The 24,894-nt window shown below is 46.6% G+C and carries 19 protein-coding genes; 13 read left to right on the top strand and 6 right to left on the bottom strand.

Translation table 11 applies throughout. The features are described from left to right. The first annotated feature begins 63 nt into the window (after window positions 1-63). The 5 genes from gdhA (at window position 64) to BMY60_RS07365 (ending at window position 10,177) form a co-directional block, all read left to right on the top strand. A complete protein-coding gene (gene gdhA, locus BMY60_RS07385; RefSeq protein ID WP_090332619.1) occupies window positions 64-1,407 on the top strand; it encodes an NADP-specific glutamate dehydrogenase in 1,344 nt (447 codons plus the stop codon). Between the two features lie 219 nt (window positions 1,408-1,626). Next, entirely contained in the window at window positions 1,627-3,537 is a 1,911-nt protein-coding gene (locus BMY60_RS07380) for a lytic transglycosylase domain-containing protein (RefSeq protein ID WP_256250749.1), read from the top strand. A 102-nt stretch (window positions 3,538-3,639) separates the two neighbouring features. Beyond that, a complete protein-coding gene (locus tag BMY60_RS07375; protein WP_090332570.1) occupies window positions 3,640-4,881 on the top strand; it encodes a multifunctional CCA addition/repair protein in 1,242 nt (413 codons plus the stop codon). A 582-nt stretch (window positions 4,882-5,463) separates the two neighbouring features. After that, window positions 5,464-5,625 carry a hypothetical protein gene (locus BMY60_RS15725; protein ID WP_177166624.1) on the top strand — a complete coding sequence of 54 codons (162 nt, stop codon included), beginning with the start codon at window positions 5,464-5,466 and terminating at the stop codon, window positions 5,623-5,625. Beyond that, window positions 5,582-10,177 (top strand): EAL domain-containing protein, encoded by a 4,596-nt coding sequence (locus BMY60_RS07365; RefSeq protein WP_177166623.1) that lies wholly within the window; start codon window positions 5,582-5,584, stop codon window positions 10,175-10,177. The genes BMY60_RS15725 and BMY60_RS07365 overlap by 44 nt, the downstream gene beginning before the upstream one ends. Before the next feature lie 43 nt (window positions 10,178-10,220). Here BMY60_RS07365 and BMY60_RS07360 read toward each other — a convergent pair whose 3' ends face one another. Further along, window positions 10,221-10,517 carry an IS66 family insertion sequence element accessory protein TnpA gene (locus BMY60_RS07360; RefSeq protein WP_090332566.1) on the bottom strand — a complete coding sequence of 99 codons (297 nt, stop codon included), beginning with the start codon at window positions 10,515-10,517 and terminating at the stop codon, window positions 10,221-10,223. A 390-nt stretch (window positions 10,518-10,907) separates the two neighbouring features. Between BMY60_RS07360 and BMY60_RS07355 the strand changes: the two genes are divergently transcribed. The 3 genes from BMY60_RS07355 to ppx all read left to right on the top strand — a co-directional run bounded on the left by BMY60_RS07355 (window position 10,908) and on the right by ppx (window position 14,455). Next, the gene (locus tag BMY60_RS07355; protein ID WP_090332564.1) at window positions 10,908-11,957 is read left to right on the top strand and encodes a class I fructose-bisphosphate aldolase; all 1,050 of its coding nucleotides are present in this window, start codon (window positions 10,908-10,910) and stop codon (window positions 11,955-11,957) included. A gap of 201 nt (window positions 11,958-12,158) precedes the next feature. Continuing rightward, window positions 12,159-12,782: a c-type cytochrome gene (locus BMY60_RS07350; protein WP_090332563.1), complete on the top strand. Its 624-nt coding sequence runs from the start codon at window positions 12,159-12,161 to the stop codon at window positions 12,780-12,782. 176 nt (window positions 12,783-12,958) lie between these two features. Continuing rightward, the gene (gene ppx, locus BMY60_RS07345) at window positions 12,959-14,455 is read left to right on the top strand and encodes an exopolyphosphatase (protein WP_090332561.1); all 1,497 of its coding nucleotides are present in this window, start codon (window positions 12,959-12,961) and stop codon (window positions 14,453-14,455) included. Between the two features lie 3 nt (window positions 14,456-14,458). Here ppx and ppk1 read toward each other — a convergent pair whose 3' ends face one another. Both ppk1 and BMY60_RS07335 read right to left on the bottom strand, forming a co-directional pair. Next, window positions 14,459-16,528, bottom strand: a complete 2,070-nt coding sequence (gene ppk1 / locus BMY60_RS07340; protein WP_090332560.1) for a polyphosphate kinase 1 — start codon at window positions 16,526-16,528, stop codon at window positions 14,459-14,461. 199 nt (window positions 16,529-16,727) lie between these two features. Beyond that, window positions 16,728-18,581: a GGDEF domain-containing protein gene (locus BMY60_RS07335; protein ID WP_090332558.1), complete on the bottom strand. Its 1,854-nt coding sequence runs from the start codon at window positions 18,579-18,581 to the stop codon at window positions 16,728-16,730. A gap of 319 nt (window positions 18,582-18,900) precedes the next feature. Between BMY60_RS07335 and BMY60_RS07325 the strand changes: the two genes are divergently transcribed. The 5 genes from BMY60_RS07325 (at window position 18,901) to BMY60_RS07305 (ending at window position 22,420) form a co-directional block, all read left to right on the top strand. Then, window positions 18,901-19,269: a SpoIIAA family protein gene (locus BMY60_RS07325; RefSeq protein WP_090332555.1), complete on the top strand. Its 369-nt coding sequence runs from the start codon at window positions 18,901-18,903 to the stop codon at window positions 19,267-19,269. A gap of 40 nt (window positions 19,270-19,309) precedes the next feature. After that, a complete protein-coding gene (locus tag BMY60_RS07320; protein ID WP_090332554.1) occupies window positions 19,310-19,795 on the top strand; it encodes a hypothetical protein in 486 nt (161 codons plus the stop codon). Then, window positions 19,792-20,175: a SirB2 family protein gene (locus BMY60_RS07315; RefSeq protein ID WP_090332551.1), complete on the top strand. Its 384-nt coding sequence runs from the start codon at window positions 19,792-19,794 to the stop codon at window positions 20,173-20,175. The genes BMY60_RS07320 and BMY60_RS07315 overlap by 4 nt, the downstream gene beginning before the upstream one ends. A gap of 23 nt (window positions 20,176-20,198) precedes the next feature. Continuing rightward, window positions 20,199-20,732 (top strand): GNAT family N-acetyltransferase, encoded by a 534-nt coding sequence (locus BMY60_RS07310; protein WP_256250748.1) that lies wholly within the window; start codon window positions 20,199-20,201, stop codon window positions 20,730-20,732. 179 nt (window positions 20,733-20,911) lie between these two features. Continuing rightward, the gene (locus tag BMY60_RS07305; RefSeq protein WP_090332549.1) at window positions 20,912-22,420 is read left to right on the top strand and encodes a polysaccharide lyase; all 1,509 of its coding nucleotides are present in this window, start codon (window positions 20,912-20,914) and stop codon (window positions 22,418-22,420) included. Between the two features lie 37 nt (window positions 22,421-22,457). On the opposite strand, the gene BMY60_RS07300 is transcribed toward BMY60_RS07305, so the two are convergent. From BMY60_RS07300 to BMY60_RS07290, 3 genes are all read right to left on the bottom strand, one after another. After that, window positions 22,458-23,378, bottom strand: a complete 921-nt coding sequence (locus tag BMY60_RS07300; protein WP_090332548.1) for a LysR family transcriptional regulator — start codon at window positions 23,376-23,378, stop codon at window positions 22,458-22,460. Between the two features lie 551 nt (window positions 23,379-23,929). Next, complete coding sequence (locus BMY60_RS07295; protein ID WP_177166622.1) at window positions 23,930-24,484, bottom strand: transposase; 555 nt, start codon at window positions 24,482-24,484, stop codon at window positions 23,930-23,932. Further along, on the bottom strand, window positions 24,474-24,894 hold a 421-nt coding region (locus BMY60_RS07290), incomplete at its 5' end, for an IS66 family transposase (protein WP_177166621.1). The genes BMY60_RS07290 and BMY60_RS07295, both read right to left, overlap by 11 nt.

Raw genomic sequence — 24,894 nt, 5'->3', positions numbered from 1 at the left:
GCAAGTTTATTTGGCAGAATTAGGCATTCACAAATAACCTTTCTTATACCGGGGAATAAAAAGATGAAATATAAAAGTTTTCAGGAATTCTGTGACTATGTCGCAGGACGCAATCCTGTTCAGCCGGAATTCATACAGGCCGTGCAGGAGGTCATGGAAAGCTTATGGCCATTTATTAGTGAGCATCGACGTTACGCTGAGCATGGTGTACTGGACCGCCTCGTCGAACCCGAACGCGCCATTATTTTTCGCGTAGCATGGGTCGACGACCATGGTGAAGTCAAAGTCAATCGCGGTTATCGCATCCAACACAGCTCAGCTATTGGCCCATATAAAGGCGGCACTCGGTTTCATCCATCAGTCAATTTATCAATTCTAAAATTTCTGGCCTTTGAACAAACGTTTAAAAATGCTTTAACCACATTGCCAATGGGGGGCGGCAAAGGCGGATCGGATTTTGATCCCAAAGGAAAAAGCCCGGGTGAAATCATGCGGTTCTGCCAGGCTTATGCCAGCGAGCTGTTCCGTCATGTTGGTTCGGACACCGATGTCCCGGCAGGCGATATCGGCGTTGGCGGACGTGAAGTCGGTTATATGGCTGGCATGGTCAAAAAACTGGCCAACCGGTCCGACTGTATTTTTACCGGCAAAGGCCTTAGTTTCGGCGGCTCACTGGTTCGCCCGGAAGCAACTGGTTACGGCACTGTTTATTTTGCCAATGAAGTACTCAAACATGCGGGCCGTTCATTTGACGGCATGCGCGTCTCCATTTCAGGCTCAGGCAATGTCGCGCAGTATGCAATCGAGAAGGCCTTGACACTAGGTGCAAAAGTTGTCACCATATCCGACTCGAGCGGCACAGTTGTTGATGAGGCTGGCTTTACAACAGAAAAGCTGTCCGTCTTATCTGACGTCAAAAACCATTTGTATGCACGCGTCGACGAATACGCCAAGCGTGTTAATGCAACTTTTCTTCCAAATACAAAACCCTGGCATGTGCCTGTCGATGTTGCCTTACCTTGTGCGACGCAAAATGAAATTAGTGGTGAAGATGCCAGGACACTGGTTCAAAATGGCGTTATATGTGTTGCCGAAGGCGCAAATATGCCGTCGACAGCCGATGCTGTCGAATGCTTTGAGCAAAATCACGTACTGTATGCACCGGGCAAAGCCAGTAATGCCGGCGGTGTTGCCACCTCAGGTTTGGAAATGAGTCAGCACGCCATGCGGCTCGCATGGACACATGACGAAGTTGACGCACGTTTACTGGAAATCATGCAGGCAATTCATAAATCCTGCCTGCAATATGGTACCAAACCCGATGGCAGCGTAAATTATGTCGACGGAGCGAATATCGCCGGTTTTGTAAAAGTTGCCGATGCCATGCTTGGACAGGGTGTGACTTGATTTTCTATGCCTGATTTCAGCGTATAAAATGCATCTGTGATAGCATTTCCGAACTGCCGCAGCATGATAATTTTGCTGCGGCAGTTGCATTTTGACACGATAGTGCCGATACAATCTATACAATTATGTCGCGCCTCGGTTACGCGCTTTTATGACGTTTTATGGATTAGTTTCTCAAAATTTATGCTTAGCTTGTATCGCCTTGCCGTATACAACATATTGATTAGTCTAATTTTTGTAACTTATGCTGGCGCCCTGGTTGCAAGCCAGTCACAACTCGATGACGATTTTCTGACCGCACGAAAAGCATTTCGAGAAGGAAAAGCGGCTCGCGTTGCCGACTATGCCCAGCATTTGCAGCATCATGTGTTGGCACCTTATGTAGAGTACTACTTACTACGTATGCACCTAAAATCCGCCGACATTGCGACGATTGAAGCCTTTTTAGCACGTCATAAAAACAGCCTGATTGCCGACAGGCTGCGCGCTGACTGGTTAAAATTGCTGGCTCAAAATCAGCAATGGCAGCTTTTTGAACACGAATTTGAAAAGCTGGTGAATAAAAATACCGAATTGCTCTGTTTCGCCTATCAACACCGAATTGAAAAACAAAATCAGGAAGCAATCAATAGCGCGCGTGCCCTGTGGTTTACAGCCAACAGCATGCCGGACAGCTGTACACCCGTCTTTAATGCACTGATTTCAAAAAACATCATCACTGTAAATGACAGGTGGGCGCGCATCCGGTTGGCGCTGGAAGCAGGACAAACCGGCATGGCGCGTTATATCAACCGCCGCATACCTGCAAGTGAAGCGCTCAATGTCGATGAACTAAACGCAGCCGCGCAAAACCCGCTGCGCTACCTCAAAACACGGCAAGACAAAATCAGAACGCGCGCAGACCGTGAAATTGTATTGTTCGCACTATTGCGCCTGTTAAGCAACGATACCAATCCCGCCTTGATAAAATGGTTGGAAATCAAGGAAAAGCTGACGGATTCCGATCAGTCCTATTTTCTTGGCAGACTGGGTTATCGGGCTGCAATGCGCCACGATACGCGCGCGCTGGATTGGTTTCGTGCCGCCCATCAATCGAAAGATTCCTATCCCATGACCGATACGTTACTGGCATGGCAGGTTCGAGCAGCTTTGCGCGCCGAAAACTGGAACAGTGCGCTGGACGGCATCAGCCGTATGTCTGATACTGAGCAATCAAACAGTACATGGCAATACTGGAAAGCAAGGGCGCTCAAGGCCAAAGGCAAACTGTCCGAAGCAAACGCCTTATTAATTCCGCTCAGCAATCAACATCATTATTACGGCCAACTCGCTAAAGAAGAGTTGGGTACTGTACTCAGCACACCGCAGGAATCAATTCCGGTCAGCGAAACAGAAGTGATAGCCATGGAAGAAGCACCTGGTATACAACGCACACTGGCATTTTACCGCATGAATCTACGCACGGAAGCATACTGGGAATGGGTGTGGACTATTCAAGATTTTAATGACCGGCAATTGCTTGCTGCCGCGGAAGTTGCCAGACGCCACGGTCATTATGACCGCGCGATCAACACCGCTAGTAAAACGGTCGATCAGCATGACTTCAGGCTACGCTTCCCAACGCCGCACCGCGAAGCGTTACGCCTTGTTGTAAAAGAACTGGAACTCGATGAGGCCTGGGTTTATGGCCTTATTCGACAGGAAAGCCGATTTCTAACAGAAGTCAGATCCAGTGCGGGAGCCATGGGACTGATGCAGTTAATGCCTGACACAGCAAAATGGGTTGCCAGGCAACTGGGTATAGCCAATTTTCAACAAAATCTGATCACGCATATCGATATTAACCTGCGACTCGGCACGTATTATTTAAAGCATGTTTTTACAACGCTGGACAATCAGTCTTTACTGGCTTCAGCAGCTTACAACGCCGGCCCGGGCCGTGCGAGACGCTGGCGCGATGCTGATAAAAGCCTTGAGGGCGCGGTCTATGCAGAAACCATTCCATTCAGCGAAACAAGAGATTATGTAAAAAAAGTGCTTAAAAATTCCGTTTATTATTCAAACGTACTTGAACATGATCAAACTGCGCCGACGTTAAAAGAACGTTTGGGCATTGTTGCCAAAAAATAAACTTCTGCGATAGGATATTTCTTTAAGGCACTGCCAGTGCTCTATCGATATGATATTAGCTACCATGTCCCTATCTATTTAATCACATTCAAACGCTTTACTTTGAAAACTTATTTGGTTGGCGGATCGGTACGCGACGAGTTACTGGGATTGCCCGTAAAAGATCATGATTATGTAGTGGTCGGCAGCACACCCGAGGAAATGGAAAAGCTCGGGTTTCGCCCCGTCGGCAAGGATTTTCCGGTTTTTTTGCATCCCGAAACCAAAGAGCAATATGCACTGGCACGCACTGAACGCAAAATATCGCGCGGCTACAAAGGCTTCGAGATTTTCACTACTCCAGAAGTCACATTGCAGCAAGACCTGGTTCGCCGCGACTTGACCATTAATGCGATTGCCAAAGACGAAGCTGGAAACATCATCGATCCGTTCAATGGTGTTGCCGATCTTGAAGCGGGTATTCTTCGTCATATCAGTCCTGCTTTTTCAGAAGACCCCGTACGCATACTTCGCACGGCACGTTTTGCCGCACGCTTCAGTTTCCGTATTGCACCCGAAACATTTAACCTGATGAATGAGATGGTACACAACGGTGAAGTGGAGGCGCTGGTACCGGAACGGGTTTGGCAGGAAATTTCCAGGGGGTTAATGGAAAAAAACCCGTCACGTATGTTTTATATACTGCGCGAATGCAGCGCTTTGTCTCGCATACTACCTGAAATAGACGTTTTGTTTGGTGTGCCGCAATCCCCTCAAGCACATCCGGAAATTGATACCGGATTGCATACCATGCTGGCAATCGACCACGCCGCCAAACAGAATTATTCCCTGCCGGTGCGCTTTGCCGTGTTACTCCACGATCTTGGCAAAGGTCTCACTCCACAGGAATTATGGCCGCGACACATTGGGCATGAACAACGAAGCATGCAACTGATTGTAGATTTATGCGAACGCATCCGTATACCCAAGGATTCACGCGATCTGGCCATTCTGGTGGCACAATTCCACGGAAAAGTGCACTGCGCCGAAACGCTCAAGCCATCGGCAGTTGCGGATTTATTTCAGGCTGCTGACGCCTACCGCAAACCGTACCGCTTCAAGGAATTCCTGCAGGCCTGTGCATGCGATTTTCATGGCCGCCCTGGTTTCACGCGCGAAGCTTATCCACCCGCTGACCGTTTAAACAGAGCTCTGTCGGCTGCCCGCAGTGTAAACGCGGGAGAAATCGCCGGCATACTCCAAAAAAAGATAACCGATTACGCTTTACTACCTGCTGCCATCAATACAAAAGTACGCGAAGCGCGCATTGCAAAAATAAAACAGGCTCAGAATCAATCAACCTGATTGTATCTCTGTGTTAATGGTTTAACCCAATACTGCATCGGCACGCTGAAGGAAACAAAAAACCTTCAACGGCAAGGCGGCTCCATGCAACACAAACGGGGTTTTCTGAAAAACAGAACGATTTTAAATTTCCGCCATGGCACATGCTACCGGTTCGGCACGTTTACGGATTCAATGTATGCGTCCATTACGACCATCTAGCCCAATTCCTCCCACTCAACGCCGTCATAATATGTCAATCTAAGATTTTAGCAATCAAGCAGCGGGAGGTGAACAGGGCAATCGGGCTCAAAAACACTTGAAAATAGAACTTGGTTGAGGTATTGGATCTATCATTTGAATTCAAATGATAGATAAACCAATATCATCAATCATTCACCATTTTTCAGGTATTGAAGATCCAAGAGTAGACAGACAAAACAACTCCAGGATATATTCTTTTATACAGTTTTCAAGATACAGTATCATTTTGTATTTGTGACAAAATATCAGTACAAGTTACTGAAAGGCTTTGTTAGGAGCCGCGAATAAATAAGTGTGACAATCGGGCGCGTCTGGCGGGATGCAATGCAAGGTGAGAGGATGAGTCATGGCACAAGCTATGGCGACGACGAACAACGCCGCAGTGTGCCCGCCAGATACAATCCAAGTGTTACAGTTATTTATGAACGACTCCCAAGACTTACCCGGGAGAAAACTTATGCGAAAGAATTCCAAGGCAAAACAACGTGGAAACAAGATTAATCCCAACAATCTTAGATTAGTGGGTATTGGTGCATCAGCCGGGGGCCTTGAAGCGCTGCGCGATCTAATGGAATCATTGCCGGAATCAGACTGCCTGTCTTATGTGATTGCCCAGCATGTCTCACCTACACACGTGAGTATGCTGATAAACCTGTTGTCACCTTTGACGCACCTAACCGTTCAGGATTTAAAAGATCAGCAACTGCCGGAACCCAAAAATGTTTATATTACACCGCCGAATAATGACGTTGTTTTGGACAAGGGGCTGTTTCGTCTGGTAAAGCCACAACATTCTATTGGCCCAAAGCCATCTGTCAACCGGTTCTTTTTCTCGCTTGCCGACGAACTGAAAGAGCATGCCATCGGCATTATCCTGTCGGGAACCGGTTCCGATGGCGCATCCGGAATAAAAGCGATCAAAGAAGCCGGCGGAATTACCATAGCCCAAAATCCCGAAACAGCCAAGTATGATGGAATGCCGAAAGCGGCACTTTATACCGGAAGCGTGGATTTGACATTAACTTCTTCGGACATCGGCAAGGTACTACCGCGCCTGCTGGATCACCCTACCGATTTCACAGAACTGCTGACGACTACGGAAGACAAAACCGATGAATACGGCCAGATCTACAATCTGGTACGAAACTACACGGCATTCAAATTGGACGCCTATAAGTCAGCCACAGTCCAGCGACGGATAGCAAGGCGTATGAGTATTTTGGGAATCCACTCGCTGAGCGACTATACCAAATACCTGAGAGCGAACAAGGAGGAAGCGCATCTGCTCATACGTGACACATTTATCAGTGTGACGTATTTTTTCCGGGACAAGGAAGCTTTTGCTGCACTGGAACTCATAATCGACAAAATTGTTAATTCCCAGGCCAATCACAACATCATTCGCTGCTGGATACCGGGATGCGCCTCGGGTGAAGAAGTCTACAGCATTGCAATGCTGTTTGAAGAATCGATTCTAAAACAACAGCGAACTGACCTGCAATACATGATCTTCGCTTCAGACCTGGATGATGCGGCCGTTGATCGCGCACGCGCAGCCCTTTATCCGGTCAGCGAACTGGAAACTGTGCCAAAATCACTGCTTGATGCGTACACCGAGAAAACAGGCGACCATCGACGCATTGTAAAAAGTATCCGAAACCGGATTGTCTTCACACGTCAGAATGTCATTGAAGATCCGCCATTTGGCCGATTAGACCTGATCAGTTGCCGGAATCTTTTGATTTATTTGACGCCTGATACCCAAAAGAAGGTGCTGCAGGTATTTCACTATGCATTAAATAAAGACGGCTACCTGTTTCTCGGCAAATCTGAAAACCTGGATTTACACAAAGATCTATTCGAAACGATAAACTATAAAGCGCACATATATATGCCCAGCGGTTCTGCCATGCATTACTCTCTGCCAATATCGCAGGAAGTGCCAACCATATCTTCGGAGAAAAGCGATTCGTTGGTCAACATTGCCACCAGCACCGACTACATCACCATGAGAACACTGGAAGAGCTGACGCAATGTTATGCCCCTCCTTCGCTGGTCATCGACGAAGGTAACAGCATCGTACATTTCGAAGGCAACCTGAAGTCATATCTTAATTTTCCCAAGGGCAAGGCCGAGATGTATTTATTCGACTTGATTCCGGCTTCCTTGCGCACTGAACTAAGAGCGCTGGTATATCGAAGCCGCCGCAAGTCTGAACCGGCCGAGGGCTCCATCAGGTCGGTTGAAATTAACGGCAAGCGTTGTCCTGTAAAAATTGCAGTACGTCCATTAGAACATGGTAAAGAGTCTTTACTTCTTGTGTCTTTCATTGCTATCAGCGAGCAACATGGTGATAAATCGAATTCAATTGTCAATATTTCAGCCGACGCAGAACGTGACAGCCTTATTATCAACGAGCTGGAAAAAGAGCTAACCAATACACGCACGCACCTGAACATAGTTGTTGAGGAACTGGAAACGTCCAATGAAGAACTTCAGTCGTTGAATGAAGAGATGCAGTCGGCAAACGAGAAGCTGCAATCAACCAATGAAGAGCTGCAAACCTCGAATGAAGAACTGCAATCAACCAATGAAGAACTGTTGACAGTCAACGAAGAGTTGCAGGTAAAAACAGCCGAACTCGAAAAAACCAGTTCGGACCTCGTTAACGTCAAACAAAGCCTGGATTTTCCATTAATAGTGGTCGACAGACAGTTACGGATTACCCAGACCAATAGCGCCTGCACCGAGGTGGCTACACTGGACAGCATTATGGAGAACAGTTTACTTAATAGTGTCCAGTGGCTAATTGAAATCCCCGGACTATATAATCAAGTACACAAGGTAATTCGGGAAAATGCCCGGTTTGAGAACAGAATCACACACCCTGAAACAGACAGAGTTTTTCAGTTATACGTCATGCCGTATTGTGACAGTCAGAATGAAATAGCGGGCGCCATTCTTCTGTTCAACAATATCAGCGCGCAGCATACCGCCGAGGCGGCGTTTCATGAAAGTGAAGTCAAGTTCAGCCAGGCAATGCAGCATGCGCCCATTGGCATTTGCTTGCAGTCAACCGAGGGGCACTTTGTGGATGTTAATCCGGCATTATGCGAGATTCTTGGCTATTCCCAGGAAGAGTTGCTCCGGCGGGATGTGTATTCAGTCACCCATTCAGACGATTTACAGACCACATTAAGCTACGCTGATGAAATGCTTTCCGGAAAGATAGATAATCACTATCTGGAAAAACGTTTTATTCACAAAAGGGGAAGCGTCATTTGGGCAAACTTGCATAAGGCAACAATTAAAGATTACTCCGGAACGCCAAAATACTTTATTGCGCTGATCCAGAATATTTCCGAACGAAAAAAATCAGAAGAAGAATTACGGCTTGCCGCGAATGTGTTTTCTAACGCCCTCGACGGTATCATCATTACTGATGATAAGGCTATCATTATAAAAGTCAATAAAGCATTCGAAAACATCCTGGGCTACAAATCCGAAGATGTTGTTGGCAAGCATACCCGAATTTTAAGATCACACCGGCACGACGATGATTTTTACCGTGCAATGTGGAAGAAAATTCATAAAGAAGGATTCTGGCACGGTGAAATCTGGGATCGGCATAAAGACGGCCATATTGTTCCGGTATGGTTAAGCATTTCAACACTAAAGGACCCGACTGGCAATACAGACCATTATATTGCTGTTATGTATGATATCAGCGAGCAAAAGCATTATCATGAACGCATTAATCATCTTGCACATTACGATGCATTGACGCAACTGCCGAACCGTGCCCTCTTTACCGAACGGCTGAAACATGCGCTGGCACAAGCCAAGCGTAACCAAACCAAACTTGCTCTGTTATTCATTGACCTCGACCACTTTAAGCAAATTAACGATACGCATGGTCACCACATTGGCGATGAATTGCTTTGCAAGGTAGCACAGAAACTCACCTCAATCATGCGGGCGACTGATACCGTATCCCGACTTAGCGGGGATGAATTTACGGTGCTGATTGAAGACGATGTTAACGAAGATAATGCTCGGTTGGTGGCAGAAAAGATTTTAAAAATCCTGGAAAACCCATTCGAATTACCAAGCGGACCAGTCTATATTTCAGCAAGTATCGGAATAACTCTGTTTCCGGATGATGGAACAGATATCGAAAGCTTGCTCAAGCATGCTGACCTTGCTATGTATCGCTCAAAAGAAGCCGGGCGTAACCATTTTCACTTTTATACGCACGAAATGTCCAAACGGGTCCATGAGCGCATGCGATTGTCGACCGATTTGCGGGACGCTCTGCAGAAAAACAACTTGCAGCTTTATTATCAGCCCATCATAGATTTCGACTCTGGTGACTATGTTGGTGCAGAAGCTTTACTAAGATGGAAACATAGCGAACTTGGCTGGATTCCACCGGACAAATTCGTGTCCGTGGCTGAAGACAACGATCTGATTTTTACATTAGGTGGATGGGTCTTACAGCAGGCATTTCAACAGATGAAGTCTTGGTTTGAAGCGAATCTCAACCCAGGCATATTATCTGTTAATGTATCTGGAAAACAACTGGCCTCTTGCAATTTTAAGAAAAGTATCGATAATACCCTGAGTGCTACCGAATGCCCGCCAGAAATCATTACGCTTGAAATTACAGAGAGCGTCATTATGAAAGCAAGTGATGACGCAGACTCCACATTGAATCGATTACGCGATTTGGGATTCGGGATCGCAATTGATGATTTTGGTACTGGATATTCATCGCTCAGTTATTTAAAACGTCTGCCTGTCACTAAATTAAAATTAGATAAATCTTTTGTTCAGGACCTGCCCGACGATACTAATGATGTAGCAATTGCGCGAGCTATCCTGAGCATGGGGAAATCGCTTGGACTTGAAGTCATTGCAGAAGGCGTTGAATCCGGTGAGCAGCATGATTTTTTACAAATGGAAAAATGCAAATTCGGTCAGGGATATTATTATGCCAAGCCAATGCCAGCTGAAAAATTCAAAAAGCACTTGATGAAACTCTCCAATTGATTCAAGGTTACCCAGTCTTGAGATGCCTGACAGTTATCCTTTATCAGCCCAGACATTTCAACAATTCGCCCAGCCAATGCGGTGATACATTCGCCGGCACTTCGCGTGTATAACCGCCTGAACAATGCAGCTTCAGGTAATCCGTAACCGGCACAGCCGGTGTAACCGTCACCGGTATCATTGATCCCGGCTGATTACGCAATTGCGTTCCCCGGTAAGCCCGCAGCCAATTTCCAAAGGTCTTGCTGTTCAAATCATGCTCACGACAATAAGCCGTCTGCGACAATCCGCCAAACTGCCACGCCCTGATATGACGCAACTGTTGTTTCTGTGTAATCATCGTTCATCCTCCTTTGAAAATACCCGAGGATAAACAGATCAGATTCTGATTTATAGATGGTGGGGTTGGACGCTTACGATTCAGTATACTGAACGATCAATGTATTAGCTAAGGAGTCGTTCATAAATAACTGTAACACCTGGATTCGCACCTGGCGGGCACGCTGCGGCGTTGTTCGTCGTCGCCATAGCTTGTGCCATGACTCATCCTCCCGCCTTGCATTGCATCCCGCCAGACGCGCCCGATTGTCACACTTATTTATTCGTGGCTCCTGAGGATTACATGCTAATATTGAATCATGTTAGGATTCGTCAAGAATTTGACAAATGATTGTTTTCGAATAATTCGTACGTCACTTTTGTTTCAATCTGGCAATCAAAAGGAGAAAAAATGACGAGCATCGCCACCATCCTGAAAGATGAAACCGACAAGCTGCTCAATCATGTCTGTCAAAGCATCCCTAAAGAAACGCTTCATCTGCCGGGTCCGGACTTTATTGACCGCGTATTGATTGACAACAACCGCAAAGCAAGCGTATTGCGCAATCTTCAAGCACTCTACAATCACGGACGGCTAGCAGGAACCGGCTACGTATCCCTGCTGCCGGTTGATCAAGGCGTAGAACATTCTGCCGGCGCTTCATTTGCACCCAACCCCATGTTCTTTGATCCGGAAAAAATCGCTGAATTAGCCATCGAAGGCGGTTGTAACGGTGTCGCCTCCACGTTGGGCGTTCTAGGCAGTATTGCGCGCAAATACGCGCACAAAATACCGATGATTCTGAAGATTAACCATAATGAACTGCTGACCTACCCCAACCATTACGATCAGACACTTTTTGCCAGTGTCGATCAGGCTTTCGACATGGGCGCTTGTGCAGTCGGCGCTACTGTGTTCTTCGGATCTGCGGAATCGCGCCGCCAGATTCAGGAAATCACCGAGGCTTTCGAACACGCACATGATTTGGGTATGGCGGCCATATTATGGGCATATACACGTAACGCGGCGTTCAAAACTGCGGAAAAAGATTATCATGTCAGCGCCGACCTGACGGGACAGGCCAACCATCTGGCAGCAACCATCGGCGCAGACATTATCAAACAAAAAATGGCTGTCAACAATGGCGGCTACATGGCATTGAAATTCGGCAAAACCAGTCCCAGAGTGTATGACGAACTGACTACAGATCATCCAGTAGATCTGGTGCGGTATCAAATCGCCAACTGCTACATGGGCCGCATTGGCATGATTAATTCTGGGGGCGAATCCGGTAGCGACGATCTGCATCAGGCCGTACGAACAGCTGTTATTAACAAGCGTGCCGGCGGCATGGGCTTGATTTCAGGCCGCAAGGCATTCCAAAAACCGTTTGCTGAAGGCATTAAATTACTTAACGCGATTCAGGACGTGTATCTGTCCAAAGAAGTCACCGTTGCTTGACAGATCGCTGTGACGAGACCGGCGTATAAGCCGATACACATTCCGAGTTTTCATTTATTTCTGCTTGCATGTTAATCAAACCGGAGATCCTTACGCAGCCGCCTTTAGCCGTGCGGCGGACTGCATTAATATTTCCTGTGATTAATTCCAATATGCTATTGTGTAAATCTATAATAACGCTTTAAATCAGGAGGGCGAAAAATGAAAGCAATTTTTGGCCTGCTACTTGCGGCACTCATAGCAGCGGCATACATCATGGGCACAGGCGTATATAACATGGCTGCCACGGACAAACACTGGCCGGTTACAGAAAAACTTATTGAATGGATGCGTATCAATTCTATTGCAGCACGCGCAAATCAGCTTACGGTTCCAGCAATGGACGAAGCTGAATTCATGGTGACAGGTGCACTGCATTACGATGCGATGTGTGCCGACTGTCATCTCGCACCAGGCCAGGAACCCACCGAACTTTCACAGGGCTTGTACCCGCAAGCACCCGCTTTTCATGTTCGTCCCGCTTTAACCAGCCCTGAAGACTTGCAAAAACAAAGTAAAGCCTATTTCTGGGTCATCAAAAACGGTATTAAAATGACGGCCATGCCTGCCTGGGGTTTAACACACGACGATGATATTATCTGGGCCATGGCTTTTTTTGTTCAGCGACTGAGTGATATGCCTGTCAGTCAATATATAGAACTTACGCATGTCGAAGATGACCACCCACATACACATGAACACGAACACGAACACGAGCACGAGCATAATCACATCCGGCATGAAACGCATGACATAAAAGACAGCGTTCATGACGGCATGCACTAACTGAACACGATCAAAACGTTGCTTCTCTGTTTCGCTGTCATACTCACCAAAATGTTTTATCTTTTGCAGCGCGTTGAATATTCTTGTTAAAAAACAGGCGTATCATGGTGTCCCGCGTTTGAATGCACTTATCTTTACACGCGTTTTTTACGTAGCTTTTCTGCCTGACTGAATATATGAAACCGCAACAAGATGAATCCTATGCAGCTATCGATTTAGGCTCCAACAGTTTTCATATGATTGTCGCCAATTACTCGGACGGCCGTTTGCAAATCATAGACCGGATTAAAGAAATGGTCAGATTGGCTTCCGGACTTGATGAAAATAACGAACTGTCGGAGGATTCAATACAACGGGCACTGGCATGCCTGCAACGCCTTGGCGAACGCATCAAGGAAATCCCACAGGCCAACATACGTGCAGTGGGTACAAATACAGTACGGCAAGCCTGTAATGGCGGATACTTCTTGTCACTTGCAGATTCGGCTTTGGGACACCCGATAGAAATCATAGCCGGTCAGGAAGAAGCTCGGCTAATCTATCAGGGGGTAGCACATACCACCTACGATGAAGTCAACAAGAGACTGGTGATTGATATCGGCGGCGGCAGCACAGAGCTGATTATCGGACGCGGATTTGAGGTTTTCAGCTTGGGCAGCCTCTACATGGGCTGCGTCAATATGAGCAAACGCTTTTTTGACGACGGCAAAATCAAAACCAAAAAAATCAATAAAACTACTTTATACGTCCGCCAGGAACTGGAATCAATTGAGGCCGCGTATAAAAAAACCGGTTGGGATCTCGTACTGGGTTCTTCCGGTACCATTACTACGATACGGGATGTTGTACAGGCGCAAAAATGGTGTGAAACCGGTATTACAGCAGACGCACTGTCTAAATTAATTGATGCACTGGTAGATTTTGGCAATAGCAATGCCATAGAGCTGGAAGGTTTATCGGAACACAGAAAACCGGTTTTTGCCAGTGGCGTCGCAGTGCTGGCTGGCATTTTTGAAGGATTGGGGCTGGATCAAATTGGCGTTTCCGACGGCGCATTACGCGAAGGTCTGCTATATGATCTGATCGGGCGTATGCACAATGAAGATATACGCGACAAAACCATTATGGATGTCTCCCAGCGCTATGGCGTAGACAAAGATCAGGCAAACCGCGTCAAAGAGACGGCAGAGAAACTTTTCCATCAGGTTAGCGTTGACTGGGCATTACATAAGAAAGAAGCGCTGAAGCTGCTGCAGTGGGGTGCGCTGATTCACGAAATAGGCTTGTCTATCGCACATGCCCAGTATCAACAACATGGCAGCTATCTAATTACATATTCCGATCTGGCCGGTTTTTCACGCCAGGAGCAAATCAAGCTGGCAAAACTGGTGCGCAGTCATCGCAGAAAATTTCCCCGCGATGAATTTGAAGCCATTTCCAGTCAAGCCCAACAATCCGTAATCAGGCTCAGTATTCTATTGAGGCTGGCCGCGGTTTTGCATAGAAGCCGTTCTAATAATCCGCTGCCTGATATTCGCATCGATGTAAATGAAGACACGATCAACCTGTATTTTCCACCGCAGTGGCTATTTGGTCATCCACTAACCCTGGCCGATCTGAAAACCGAGCAGAATTATCTTCAGGCAGCCGGCTTTACGCTCACTTTCCAATAAGCCTTAATTACAATAATGCTCCAGTAAATGCTGCTGAGCGGAACGCGGTTTTTGTGAACCTGTTTTGCCGCGTTTATACGAGCCATCGCTTTGCAGTACCCACGCCTGTGTATTGTCTGAAAGATAACTCAGCAGACCGTACGCGACAACACAATCTTTCGGGCGTTTTTCCTCAATCGGAAAACTGACTTCCACACGATAATGGAGATTACGCGCCATCCAGTCAGCACTGGAGCAAAACACGCGCTCCTTTCCACCATTATAAAAATAGTAAACGCGCGTATGTTCAAGAAAGCGGCCGACAATAGAGCGCACATGAATGTTTTCAGACACACCTTGAATACCCGGTCGCAGACAACAAATACCGCGGATAATCAGGTCGACTTTAACGCCTGCCCGGGAAGCCTTGTATAATGCCATAATGATTTCAGGGTCCGTAAGCGCATTCATTTTAGCGATAATCCAGGCTTTTTTTCCTTCTGCCGCCGCTTTGATTTCGCCTTCAATAAAACCCAGCATACTTTTGTATAGCGTAAAAGGTGATTGCAGCAGTTTCTTTAATTTGCCCGCGCGCCCTAGCCCGGTTAATTGATGAAAAAGCTTATTGACATCTTCACCAATCGACTTGTCACAGGTCAATAACCCGTAGTCGGTGTACAGCCGCGCGGTCCTGGCATGATAATTACCGGTACCCAGATGTACATAACGCCGCAAACTGCGTCCCTCGCGCCGAACAACCAGAATCATTTTTGCATGGGTTTTAAAACCGACAACGCCATAAACCACATGCGCGCCGGCTTTTTGCAGTTCACTGGCCAGTTCGATATTCGCTTCCTCATCGAACCTGGCCCGCAATTCTATCACTACCGTGACTTCCTTGCCGGCGCGGGCCGCAACTTTCAACGCTTCAACCAGCGCCGACTCTGGACCGGTACGATAAAGTGTCTGCTTAATTGACAGCACATCCGGATCGGCGGACGCCTGCCGGACAAAATCTATGACTGGTGCAAAAGACTGGAACGGATGATGAAGCAGAATATCGCCATGATGCAGTACCTCGAATATATTGATATTTTTAAGCAACCGGTTGGGAATATCCGGCTTAAATCCGGCAAACTTGAACTCAGGACGGTCAACCAAATCACAGATGGCAAGCAATCTGCTCAGATTGACAGGACCAGACACCCTGTACAAATCATCGTGCTGCAGTTCAAATTTTTGCAGCAAAAAATCACTTAAACGGTCCGGACAGTTATCTGCGACTTCCAGACGCACCGCGTTACTGAATCTGCGTGAAGGCAACTCTCCTTCCAGCGCGCGCAGCAAATCATCCACTTCTTCATCATCAATCAGCAAGTCACTGTCACGCGTGACCTTGAATTGATAACAGCCCAGCACGCTCATACCCGGAAATAAATCCTTGACATGCGCGTGAATAATGGAAGAAAGCATGACAAAATCATGATTTCCGTTACTATGTGCAGCTGGTATCTGAACAATTCTCGGTAAGGAACGCGGCGCCTGCACGATTGCAAGACCTGAATCACGACCGAAAGCATCTTTACCTTCCAGCGATATAATAAAGTAAAGATTTTTGTTCAAGACCCGTGGAAACGGATGTGCGGGATCCAGTCCGATCGGACTTAAAATTGGCAACACCTCGGCATTGAAATAGCGTTGCACCCAACGGCTCACCACAGGCTTCCATTGTGAACGGCGCAACAATCTGATTTTATCTTTCGCCATGGCCGGAATCATCAGGTTATTCCATACTTCATACTGCTCGTCGACGATTTGATGCGTCGTTTCACTGACCCGCGTCATCACCTCTGCGGGCAGCAAATTGTCCGCGCCCGTCTGAACTGAGCCGTACTTGATCTGCTGTTTGAGTCCCGCTACACGAATTTCAAAAAACTCGTCCAGATTAGTGCTGGCTATGCAGAGAAATTTCAGGCGTTCCAGTAATGGCAGATTTTCATCTTTCGCCTGCTCGATAACACGCCGGTTAAATTCAAGTAAACTCAGTTCGCGGTTGATATACAAGGTCGGATTTTTAAGATCTGTTGTATCCATGTGTTCGGTTACGCCGCAGGCATACACAGCGAAATAATTGTTCTGTTCTTATCTTATTCCAGTGTAACTGATGCGCATGACAGAATTAATAAATAGCATCGCAATACACGCTACCGGCATTGCGATAAAAGAAAGAAAACCACGATCCGCAAAACATAAAAACAGTGCAGTTGACTAAAATCCGATACATCCGGTCCAGCTAGGCCGCTTCCAGAATCAAATTTTTGCCATTCTTTTTCGCAAGGTACAAAGCTTCATCCGCCCGTTTGAAAATTTGATCCTGCCGCTCACCCTGCCTGTACTCCGCGACGCCCGCACTAAAAGTAATCAGAATTCTTTTGTTTTCATGGAGAAAAAACTTTTTGGTCAGATCGCGCCTGATTCTGGACAAGACGTCAACCGCTTCCGCCAATTCGGTGTCAGGTAACAGAATGACGAATTCTTCCCCACCATACCGCGCTACAATATCTTCATTGCGTGTAACATTTTTAACAGCATTCACCAGATACACAATTGCTTCGTCGCCAACCTTATGACCGTGCGTATCGTTGAGCATTTTAAAATTGTCAATGTCCAGCAATGCATAACAGATCGGCCGCTGCTGTCGCTGTGCAAGCTGCACTTCACGTTCAAACGCCAAATCCAGACCGCGGCGATTTAACAGCTTGGTCAGGTGATCTTCGTGTATCTTTTCGCTCATTTGCTGCAGTTCAGTTTCCAATTGAACAATTTTTTCCTGAGCCACTTCGACTTCCTCGCGCGCAGACAAAAATCCGTCCCGGTAGACCTGTGTACTTTCCTGCATTTTCCGGGTGTCCTGCATAATTTCAACCAGCAGATGGTTGAGCGACTGCAAATCATCTGTCTCGCTGATCTGTTTAGAATAAACTTCTATTTTCGCATGATATTCACCCGTTTCATCGGACAATTCTTCAATATTGCTGATCAGGCTGGTTACCATTTGCTTTAACGTAGATTTGGCATCACCCAGACTGCGTTTGATGATACTTTGCCTCTGGATGATTTCATCCAGATAATTTTCTGCTTCAATCATCAGGCGCTTATCCAGGGGGCGATGAATTGTTGCCCGTAATTTGGATATCTGGCTATTTATCCATTCATCCTCCGAGAAAAGTTTACCGGTACTGTCCAGAAGTTTATCCAGCAAACGCAACAAACATTGCCGCAACTTTGCATTGCCTTCAACGAAATAATCAAACTTGTCCAGAAATTGTTTAAAGGATAAGACAAATTGCTCCAACTCCTGTTTACTCTCAACCCCCCGTATTTTTTGTGATAAAGCCTCAGCTTCACTACCCAGTGATTTATCGGTATCTTTTATAGAGGCCACATGCGCTAAAATCTGCATCAATAATTCCAGCAGCTGGCCATTAGTATTACCATCGACATCCTGGTTCAGCTGTCGATGGTTGTCTGTGGCATCTACAACATCATTTTTGGCACTCACAACCGTTGCCGGCGTTAAAAAATTGTCTGGATCGGTACCCCCGGTTTCATTTACCTGGTCTTCATTACGCGCCAGATAATCCCATGATTCCATCAAGGCGGTAATTTTTTTTTGCAGCCCGGCGGAATCTGTTGATGATCCGGTTAATACCTGATTTAAACCCTCGCGTTTTCTGGCTAACGTGACTTTTGCATGATTGGCGTTCAGTTGACTCAAAAGTTCGGCAATCGTATCCGCCCAGGAAACTTTGTTCGATAGATCCTGATTCTCCGCGGAATCCGGCTGCCGACCGGAATCTCCAACCATTTTGGCCAGCTTCATTAACACGCTTTTGTATTCATTCCAGTTTTTATTTTGAATAGCGCGGTCCAATTTGTTGGCGAAATGATTTAATTCCTGTGTATGACGCGGAAATTCCTTCACAAATGAAGACAACAACTTGAATGTAGTTGCACTCATTCGATGGTTCGGGTTTCCAGCAATTTCATCGTAGATTTTGTTATAGTTATCCGGCGTTGGCTGAATTTTTAATTCAGCAAGCCTGAGTAATGTTTTACGCGCTATAATTGACGGGTTGGCATCCATAAGCTACTAACTGGTTATTCGACTATTATTCTATAAATGAGCAGAGACATAGTTGATTTATAATGAATTCTGTACGTATTCTGATTGATATGCTAGGTGCATAAAAAAGCAGCGAGCAATTTAACCACAATGTCAGCGAATATATCATACTGCCGCCTTCCCGCCATTGACGAAATGCAGGTTTTTAACCCCTTAAACCCGCTTTTTAAAATCATTGACTGTTACACGCAACGGACAAAACGAATGCAGCATTTGCACCATTTAATTGAATTGCCGATAATGAAGCTGTTATCAGCTTGTTATCATCTGAGGTGAGCTTATGATTACCATACAAAAACGAAATAGCCTGATTATCGCAGCCGTCATTGGTGAATTTACCTTATCCGATTACAAATCATTTGAAGACCAGGTTCTCTATCAATCCACCTTCGAAGGAAAAGTGAATGTCGTTGTCGACTTACGCGACATGATTGATTACACAGTTGACGTTGCCTGGGAAGATATCAAATTCATGCACGAACATGGCAATGATTTCAGTCATATCGCCATTGTAACCGATAATCAATGGCAGGCATGGAGCGCCTGGATATCTAATTTGTTTATCGATGCCGAAGTGGTTGTGTTCGATGACTATGACAAGGCCATTAACTGGGTTACCCGTGAAGGTTCCTCATCGGCCGCCAGTTAACCTGGCTGTCATCGATTAATCCGCATCCTGCAATCACACTATGGATGATCTCATTTTAGCCAGAGTACTGCACGTCATTGGCGTCGTACTCTGGATCGGTGGCGTGGCGATGGTCACTTTGGTATTGCTTCCCGGATTGAAGCGCATGGCGTCACCCGCTGAAGCCATGAACTTTTTTATAGACTTCAGACGCCGTTTTGCCGCCCAGGCGCGCTATACGACGTTACTGGTTGGCCTGAGTGGTTTGTATATGACCTATGTTCTCGATGCCTGGCATCGTTTCATGCAATGGCAATACTGGTGGATGCATACCATGGTATTGATCTGGCTGTTGTTTACCGTCATGCTCTTCGTCTTTGAACCGCGATCAAGACGGCGAAAGCAGCCGTCACAAACCAATATCACTGCACAAACGTTCACCAGAATCCAGCGCAAGCATATGATTCTGCTCATTCTGAGCCTGATCACCATCGCCGGCGCGGTTGCAGGCAGCCACGGCTGGCTGATACCGGGAGGCCGCATATGAGTTATGCGTTAATCAAAATGATCCATGTCGGCAGTGTAATCACCAGTTTTTTGCTTTTCTTCGTACGCGGTATCTGGCTGATCAAGGATTCACCCATGCTGCGCCAGCGCTGGGTCAGGATTCTGCCGCATGCCGTCGATACCATTCTGCTGACCAGCGCGATTACTCTGGCCTTTAAAATCCAGCAAAGCCCGTTTATAGATGCCTGGCTAACAGCCAAAGTCATCGGTATTCTGATCTACATTGGTCTGGGCATGGTCGCGATGCGCTTTGGCAAAACGCGTCGGGCACGAATTAGAGCCTGGGTTGCTGCCGAATGCGTCTTTATTTATATTGTAATGGTCGCACTAACCAAAAGCCCCGTTCTGGGCTTGTTTTAAAAAACACCTAGCACCTACTGACATTGAAACCGGAAGCCATCGATTTTTCCCGGTTCACCCTTCAACAGGCTATCCCCGGCCACTGCAGCGACATCTGCGATCTGGTCAATTTGACGTATCGCGGAGAAACCGGCTGGACCCGTGAAACCCATATCATTGGTGGCAACCGCACTACGCTTGACGAAATTGCCGCAGCAATGGCAAAGCCTGATGCACAATTTTATGTCGTTTATCAGCGGCAATTGCTGGCCGCATGTATTTATCTGGCAAAAGAACGGTACTTTGCATATGTCGGTTTTTTCTCGGTGCATCCGGATTACCAGGGCCGCGGCGTAGGCAAGCATATCCTGCGTCAGGCTGAAGCCATCGCCAGGCAACAGCTTACCGCCGCAAAAATCCGCATTTTTGTTGTTTCGCAGCGCCCTGAACTAATCGCATTTTATGAACGCCGGGGCTATCAGCGCATCGGCAACGCACAAGCCTATCCGTTACAGTTGAAAACCGGCGCCCCTAAAGTGCCAGGATTGACAATTGAATATATGGAAAAGCACATTTGAGAGGTGTTAACAATCGGTGAATTATTTCCGTTGCTCCTGTAACAGCGGCGAATCAGCGACAATTCACAGGGATAACAGGGCTGGACACGCTGAACAATTAATTGTTAACACGCATGTGTATTATATGCAACAATACATACATTAAAACTAGCTTGCCCAACCCTAACCTTTTACATACTATGTTTCATTTCATCATCACAGTCTATCTGCTCTTACTCTCCTTTAATACACTCGGAAATGTATACTGGTCACAGGGCAGCGAAGCAATCAGGGACGGTGCAACGTTTATCTATGCGGACGGTTCTGCAAAACTGTTATGGCGGCGCGAACTTGGTGACTGGATCGACCGCCATGGTGAACCGTACGGTAAAGCGGCATTTTCAACTACGCTTATCGAAGATATTGATGCAGCCAGACTGGTCTCGCTGGATGCTACCCTGCTGGTCAAATACTGGCTCGACAAGCCAGACAGTTATCATGGCGCCTATCTGAAAGAGGAATCCGGCCGTGGCACAGTTGTTTTTAATGCGTCTGAAACCGGCCATACGGCAGCACCCTTTTTGGCCATTTATACAAGCGATAATGAAGTTAAAACATTTGAAGTCGTCAGCGATGCGACATTATCGACTACAACGCATCAATCGCTGGGGCATCAAACTCAATTTCAGGTCACTTCAAATGCCGCCGCCCTGCTTGCGTTTAATGAACAGTTTCTGGAACTGGACAGTACCAGAATCACCAAAGCAAGCTTATACTTAACAACCACCGATAAACAATTTGGCGACGTACGGATCGGTGTCTACGCAGTTGCTCCAATGGTTGCGGCCGGCGAAATCGAACGCGGCATCGCCTGGCATTATCCGGGCGACCGCAATCTGGCAGACCATCCCGACGTCATTCTCGCCGAGACTTTTGATAAGTCACGAAGTTTTTTAGCACTGAATACCGGCTGGCAAGAATCCCTTAGCGATTTAGGTCATCACGACACATTTCAACTGGTCAATGGTGATTACAGCGCCAATCGCTACGAACCACTGGATGGCAGCGCTTTGCAAATCGCCTTTAATCCCAAAACAAATTTTGGTTTTACCGGCCATTACCGTTTTCAACAGCTTATTGGCCGCGAACCGGAACAAATGTTTTTCCGCTATTATCTGCGCTTTGGTAATAACTGGCGACCGAACGAGACCGGTAAAATGCCTGGCTTTTCCGGTACTTACAACAAGGCTGGGTGGGGTGGCCGGGCTATTGACGGTTATAACGGCTGGTCAGCGCGTGGCGCCTACTTTCTGCAAGCGTCGCCCAACTCAAAGTACAGTGGTGCAATTCCGCTTGGCAATTATGTCTATCACCTAGACAGTCAATCAAATTACGGTGACATGATTTCCTGGAACAATACGCTGAGTCTGTTGCAGAAAAACCGCTGGTACGCAGTTGAACAATTTTTGAAACTGAACGACCCTGACATGGCCAATGGCGAGTTAACGGTATGGATCGATGGCCGCAAGGTCTTTCATAAATCTGATTTCCGCTTTCGTGAAACGACTGAACTGAAAATAGAAAGCTTGTGGCTCAATTTTTTCCATGGCGGCACCGCCAAACCGGCATCCACGTATTTTGTATACATCGATAATCTGGTAATCGCATCGCAATATATCGGTCCGATGCGCATGCGAGGTCAGGAATAGGCGACTATACCATTTAGAATGATTTGAACTATCACACTTAATCGGTCTTCTCGGATTTATGTATCAACGCGGCGGCCTCCTGTAGTAAAAAATCTCTGAATGTCTGCGCCAATGCAGGCAAGCGCTTGTTTTTCCGGTTGACCACATGCCAGAAACGATGTATTGGAAATCCTTGAATATCGAGAATTTTTAATCGTTTTGTTTCCAATTCCAGCTCTACAGTATGCAGCGACACGATGCCTAACCCCATGCCCGCCTGCACCGCCTGTTTAATAGCCTCGGTTGTGTCGGTTTCCATGCCTTTGTTGATACGAACGTCATGTTGTTGAAAAAACCGCTCCATAGCGCTGCGTGTACCTGATCCGGGCTCACGAACCAGAAAAGTTTCCTGAGCCAGACGTTTAAGTGTAATATTTTGTCTTTGACAAAGCGGATGATTTGGTGGCGCGATCACAACCAGCGGATTTTCCATAAATGACTGACTGGTAATATCCAGATTTTCCGGAGGCTGCCCCATAATCGCCAGATCAATCGTATTTTCGTCGAGCTGTTTCAGTATTGACTCACGGTTGGAAACATTCAGGCTTATCGTAACGCCGCTATAGCGCTGGCAGAACTTGGCCAACAGATGCGGAGCAAAATAATTAGCGGTAGTGACGACTGCAATATTGAGTTTGCCGCGCTCCATGCCTTTCAGTTCGTCCAACGCCACTTCCAGATCAGACAAACGCTGCAAAATATCCCGGCTATACTGATAGAGTTCGTTTCCTGCCTCAGTTAAATGAATTTGCTTGCCTATTTGTTCGAACAAGTGCAAGCCTACATTTTCCTCCAGCTGTTTTATCTGCATTGAAACAGCAGGTTGGGATAGGTACAACTCCTCCGCAGCCCGTGAAAAACTTAAGTGGCGGGCGACAGTCTCAAATACCGTCAGTTGTCGTAGCGTCAGATGTAACATCAAAAAGTTTTCAATAATGATCAGGCAATCACTATAAGCGGAATATTATCATACTCATCAGAATAATTGATTTACTCTTATGATCAATATTTTCTAATAACACATACTTAACTTGAAATAACGTTCGCCTCGCTTCTTTACTGCCTCTCTCCCGATAACAAACCATTTTCCATTCTTTGAATTTGTTCCGGATTTTATGAACAAATCAGCGTGATCACTATCACCGATCTCGCATTTGCAGAATGGCATAGCGTTCCTATCGGCGCCAAAATGACCACCGTGACCTCGGATAATTGATGCGCCATTACAACTTATCGAAACCGGCAACCAGTATTACGCTATAAACAAAGCGTTGTCAGGACAAAGATTAGAATACAGCAATACAAAAAAGGTGAATTTTCGCCAGAATCACCAGAAGAAAATCTGGTTAATTTATAGTAAATTACAACCAAACTGAACAATTCCCGTCAAAAGGCGGGGGTTGTTCAGTTGACACAGCGCGATACAACATCGGCACAGGGACTGTAAATTAAACTGTGTAACTGTCTGGGTTAAACATACTCAATCAGTCGATCTTCGAATTCGATCATAAACCGGTTCAAAGCCGCTTTCCAGTTTTTAATCGGCATCGCCCAGTTTTTGGAAGCTTCCTGAATTGCCAAAAAGATGACTTTTTTGGCGGAACCATCGGTTGGAAATAATTTACGTTTTTTGACCGCTTTCCGAATAACGCTGTTGAGTGATTCGATGGCATTGGTTGTATAGATAGCTTTTCTGATATCCTCGGGGTATTTGAAGAGCGTGCAAATATTGTCCCAATGTGTGCGCCATGATCGGCTGATCTGCGGATATTTCTCGTCCCAGCGTGCGGCAAATTGATCCAATGCCAGCAAGGCTTCTTCTTCGGTTACAGACTGATAAATGCACTTCAGGTCCGAGACTTTTTGTTTAACCTTTGACATTCTCAAGTCCCGTTCAGCTCTGTTATTGGTGAACGACACATGCGGATCTTTAGCAAACAGCAGTACCGCGGCTTCATGAACTTTCAGTCTTTCCAGAAGGTTGTGTGCGTCGGATTTGGCAAGCTTGCCACGTTTACCATTCAATGAAGGTCAGTTCACGCAACAAATGTGAACCACACAACCCGTGATTACAGTCATGGTACGATAAATAGGATGACCAGCAGTCATGTATGATGGCGCCCCCATAGCGTGGAATGATGTTGATTTCGTCAATGGCGGCTTTGCCCCGATTTCGGTGCAAGAACTTGAGCGTAATGTCACCTGAAGAATACACGTGGATCCAGTGGTTCTTCGTATCAACCCGGAAGGATGTTTCGTCTACGTTGATTGCTGGTGCGTCGAGCATCCATGCTGTAGCCTGATGCTCCCAGGTTGCCAGCGCCTGGTGAAGACGAAGGGCAAACTTGAGCAAGCTGGCCTCGGCAATCACGATACCTATCATCGATTTCACCAGCTTCTGCACCCGGTTCAATGCAACCACCTGGCCGACCAGC

Source organism: Nitrosomonas sp. Nm51 (assembly GCF_900111165.1).
GTDB lineage: Bacteria > Pseudomonadota > Gammaproteobacteria > Burkholderiales > Nitrosomonadaceae > Nitrosomonas.
This window is presented reverse-complemented; position numbering and strand designations above follow the sequence as displayed.

Excerpts from the sequence above, each read along its gene's own strand:
- BMY60_RS07350 (WP_090332563.1), top strand. The coding sequence starts at position 12,159 with ATGAAAGCAATTTTTGGCCTGCTACTTGCGGCACTCATAGCAGCGGCA.
- BMY60_RS07365 (WP_177166623.1), top strand. The coding sequence starts at position 5,582 with ATGCGAAAGAATTCCAAGGCAAAACAACGTGGAAACAAGATTAATCCC.
- BMY60_RS07320 (WP_090332554.1), top strand. The coding sequence starts at position 19,310 with ATGGATGATCTCATTTTAGCCAGAGTACTGCACGTCATTGGCGTCGTA.
- ppk1 (WP_090332560.1), bottom strand. The coding sequence starts at position 16,528 with ATGGATACAACAGATCTTAAAAATCCGACCTTGTATATCAACCGCGAA.
- BMY60_RS15725 (WP_177166624.1), top strand. The coding sequence starts at position 5,464 with ATGAGTCATGGCACAAGCTATGGCGACGACGAACAACGCCGCAGTGTG.
- ppx (WP_090332561.1), top strand. The coding sequence starts at position 12,959 with ATGAAACCGCAACAAGATGAATCCTATGCAGCTATCGATTTAGGCTCC.
- gdhA (WP_090332619.1), top strand. The coding sequence starts at position 64 with ATGAAATATAAAAGTTTTCAGGAATTCTGTGACTATGTCGCAGGACGC.
- BMY60_RS07325 (WP_090332555.1), top strand. The coding sequence starts at position 18,901 with ATGATTACCATACAAAAACGAAATAGCCTGATTATCGCAGCCGTCATT.
- BMY60_RS07305 (WP_090332549.1), top strand. The coding sequence starts at position 20,912 with ATGTTTCATTTCATCATCACAGTCTATCTGCTCTTACTCTCCTTTAAT.
- BMY60_RS07335 (WP_090332558.1), bottom strand. The coding sequence starts at position 18,581 with ATGGATGCCAACCCGTCAATTATAGCGCGTAAAACATTACTCAGGCTT.
- BMY60_RS07360 (WP_090332566.1), bottom strand. The coding sequence starts at position 10,517 with ATGATTACACAGAAACAACAGTTGCGTCATATCAGGGCGTGGCAGTTT.
- BMY60_RS07355 (WP_090332564.1), top strand. The coding sequence starts at position 10,908 with ATGACGAGCATCGCCACCATCCTGAAAGATGAAACCGACAAGCTGCTC.
- BMY60_RS07300 (WP_090332548.1), bottom strand. The coding sequence starts at position 23,378 with ATGTTACATCTGACGCTACGACAACTGACGGTATTTGAGACTGTCGCC.
- BMY60_RS07315 (WP_090332551.1), top strand. The coding sequence starts at position 19,792 with ATGAGTTATGCGTTAATCAAAATGATCCATGTCGGCAGTGTAATCACC.